Source organism: Pelagicoccus mobilis (genome assembly GCF_016595505.1).
In the GTDB taxonomy this organism is placed as follows: domain Bacteria; phylum Verrucomicrobiota; class Verrucomicrobiia; order Opitutales; family Opitutaceae; genus Pelagicoccus; species Pelagicoccus mobilis.
The window spans coordinates 1-3,431 of the sequence record NZ_JAENIL010000120.1; the positions used below are offsets into that span (position 1 = coordinate 1).

Below are 3,431 nucleotides of genomic sequence, written 5' to 3' on the forward strand. Positions count from 1 at the left end.
TCGAACTTTCGTTGTTTCGCTCGGCCTCTCGGCTGGCGATGGAAATACTATACGACACTCCTACCATAATTGGAAATACTTCGTACCTCTAATCGTCATAGGCTGTTCCTATGCATAATCCAAACGACTGAACAAAAAGGCCTTACACGATTCACCCGTCGATGGATCTAATCAAAATCTTTCTTAATTCCGTGCCGCTCGCCTCGACGTCTTCACTTTTTCCCTTTCGAACGGCATTCATGAAACGGGTCGCCAGCTTAAGCTCTTCCTTGCTCCACGTGCTAGTGAGCCCCTCCTTTTCATTCTGATCATCAAGCCGCACCGACTCCTCCTGCCGAGCGTGAGCCCAGTTCGAGACAAAGAGAACATACAACAAGAACCGGTCTAGCTGCACGAAAGGAAATTGATCAGACACATTCGGTCCAACCGTAACCTTCAGCCCGCCAACGGGTAGCTGACGGATCTTTGCCCGAGCCAGATCCTTGCCTTTCCAGAGGGCAGAACCAGCTCCGATCGCAGCTCCCAGCCCCGCGAACACTCCAAAAGTAATGCCGCCCGCGGCCAGATCCGCCCCCACTCCCAGACCAGCCCCCAACATCGCGCCGGCCAGGACTAACTGTTTCTGAGTCAATCCAAGGGCTTGCCAGGCCCGTTCCGAAAACAAGTCTTCACGAAGCACGGAACTCTCCGGCAGCTCCACAGCGACTCGTTTGACAGAGAAGACATCGCGCACCTGCTCACGAAACCGCTTTTCGATCTTGGACAATTTTGAGCGATACAAGTCCTCAAGCCTGCGTTTCTCCAGCTCGACTCCGCTCTCGTTCTCCAAAAAGCTGCTGCAGCTGCAGCGCAAAGCCAACTCGAGGTGTTCAACCATCGCTTCCGCCGAACGTTCGACAGAACGTCGACGATCCAGCTTCATCAATTCAACCGCCTGGCTCAAGGCTGGCTCCCAATCCTGATCGATACTCTTCAGCGCCTCCAAAAGCTCAATACGGTCAACATAACCCGCGGTCTGAGCATTGAAACTACGCACCGAGTTGAAGTGCTGACGAAAGGTCGTCTTCCAACTCTCTAAAAAACGACCGTTTGGAGACTTCTGGTTGATAATCGCCATTCGCGGTTTCGCCGTCAGACGCAAGATCTCCATCTCAGCAGTATCGACAGCGGTCATGGGACGCGAGGCATCGACCACGTACAAAATTCCTGCTCCATCCAAAATCGGTCGCAGCAGCTCGCAATCATGATGGAAGTCAGCATCCGATTCATGAGCCTCTACAAAAGCCTGAATTCGTCGTTCCCCCAACTCTTCATGAGAGCGAAACCAGGCCAGCATCGATTGCGGATTCTGAAACCCCGGCGTATCCACAAATTCGATCACCGTTTCGCTCCCCGCCTTCAGGTCAAAGCGCTGCGTTCGAATCGTCTCTCCCGGAATCGGACTGATCGCGACCTGATCGTTTTGCGCCAAGGTCGCCACGATCGACGACTTCCCTTCATTCGGATGCCCAATAATAGCAAATCTCGGTAACGAACTCATAGAGCTGGATTCTCCAAAATCAAATACGGATCGCCCATCCGCCGCACGAAGGAATTCCACGCTTCGGCATACTGTTTCTCCGGCCTCAACGAAACATCCTCCCCTTCAGCGGGAATCCCAAGTAAAAGCAGTTTGATCAAGAGCCGATCCCCTGACGCCTCCCTCAACAAGCGCAGCTGCCTCTCAAGCTCTCGAATCGGCGGCATCCAACTTTCAAATACAAGCGCAATTTCATGCTCTCCCTCCACTCGCTCAAAAGCGTCCGCCATCAGACCGTCCTGAAAAACACCCGGCACCACAGATTCTCTCGCTAAATTCCACCGTGCTGCCAGAGCCGTCGACAAAGCCTCCAAGGCAAATACCTCCGACAATTCGCGAGAACAGAAGTAGCGCAACATCGCCGGCTTCCCGCTCGATGCGCCTTCAGCCGTATTCAGCCATTCTCCATCCTCCCCTGCCTGTTCCACAGGCTCCGTATCGAAACGTGACTCCTTGGGAGAAAGCCTTTGAAGCAATCGCTCTGCAGACGCGTTTCTAAAATCGTATCGCGCTAGCGAAGCCCAAACCTGCCACTTCCCCAAAGCATAAAACAGCAGCCGCGGCAGCACTCCGTAACATACAATCCCCAAAGCCAAAAAACGCCACCAGGCCGCCAAATCCTGAGACGCAAGCGCCTGTATTCCATCCTTCAATACGATTCGGTTCCCCGCAATTTGCTCTTCGCTCGGATAACCAACCCCTTCTCCCCATTGCCACGCCCAAGGGGTCGAGACCCCATGCACCAGCTCGAACACGGCAGACTCTTCTACCTGCAAAGTCGTTTGCCAACCGAAGGCGCGATCAGAAAAGACCACCGCAATCACAAGAGCCAGCAACACTCCCAGATTGAAACAAAAGGCAGCCGCCTGGAGCTTCACGAACACAACCCACTTCACCGCTCCTCCATGCAAAGTGAACGAACGCCGCGCGATCCCAGCCCACTCCGCCGCATCCTGACGTTGCTGCCCGGAGAGGATTCGTGATGAAAGCGTCTGCAGACCAGAGAAGATCAGCTCCAAACTCCACCGCCCGAGACGATAGATGGGTCCAAATGCTAAGGCCTCCCTTAAAGACCTGGGCAGAAAGAAGACCAAAACGAGACCGACAGCCAGAACCGCCTGAAGCAGAACGAAGACGCTAAAGAACGCTGACACGTTGATTGGCTCTTCTCCGGTATATACCAAAGCGGCAGTCGCCGCCGCTAAACCAAGCAAAAGCCCTCCCGCTCCGAGCAGTTGGCCCGCCACCTTGAGAGACTGCATCATCGTGTCGGCCGCCAATTTGATTTCGGGGGCTGCTTCCAATCGGTGCTTCAACCAGCGTAATGCGACCGAGCGACGACCCTCGTTTTCCACCGCATCCCGATCCAACTCAAAGGTAGCATCTTCTTCTTTCAGCTGCTCCCACTCCACTCGCTCGTCCCGAGCAAGCGCGCACTCAAAAGCGACCAACTCAAACAGTCCCCACTTATTGCTCCGCTTCTTCCCGCTGCCACTCATCACTCTCGCAAATTCTCTAAATTTCCACCGACAGGTAAAGACTCACTTCGGTTTCATTTCTCCCACATACCCAGAACCTTAGGAAAGGTTTCACAATGGTAGGGCTCGACGGCCCGGCGAGCGGCAAAGGACCGAGCCACAAAGGCAGCGCACGAGCGCCGCCCCACGCCTAATCCAACCCAATCCCCCTACCCGCCCATGCGCAGAATTGAACGTAACGTTACGTAGCAAAGCGCGCACGCCCTCCCCCCCTTCCAAACACACAAAAGCCCGCCAGCGCTAAGCGCTGACGGGCTTTCTTCGATAGCGGGACTACCCCTAATCCCTATGTGCTATCTATTTTTGTTACCCCA

Annotated in this window: 2 protein-coding genes; both read right to left on the reverse strand. The window is 54.5% G+C overall.

Annotated features, from left to right (window positions below):
• Positions 1–151: 151 nt before the first annotated feature.
• Entirely contained in the window at positions 152–1,540 is a 1,389-nt protein-coding gene (locus JIN87_RS27660) for a GTPase/DUF3482 domain-containing protein (RefSeq protein WP_200359918.1), read from the reverse strand.
• A complete protein-coding gene (locus JIN87_RS27665; RefSeq protein WP_200359920.1) occupies positions 1,537–3,078 on the reverse strand; it encodes a DUF2868 domain-containing protein in 1,542 nt (513 codons plus the stop codon). Before JIN87_RS27665 ends, JIN87_RS27660 begins: the two co-directional genes overlap by 4 nt.
• Positions 3,079–3,431 lie beyond the last annotated feature (353 nt).

What these genes read in the sequence shown, in the direction of transcription:
- JIN87_RS27665 (WP_200359920.1), bottom strand. Translation starts at nt 3,078, where the DNA reads ATGAGTGGCAGCGGGAAGAAGCGGAGCAATAAGTGGGGACTGTTTGAG.
- JIN87_RS27660 (WP_200359918.1), bottom strand. Translation starts at nt 1,540, where the DNA reads ATGAGTTCGTTACCGAGATTTGCTATTATTGGGCATCCGAATGAAGGG.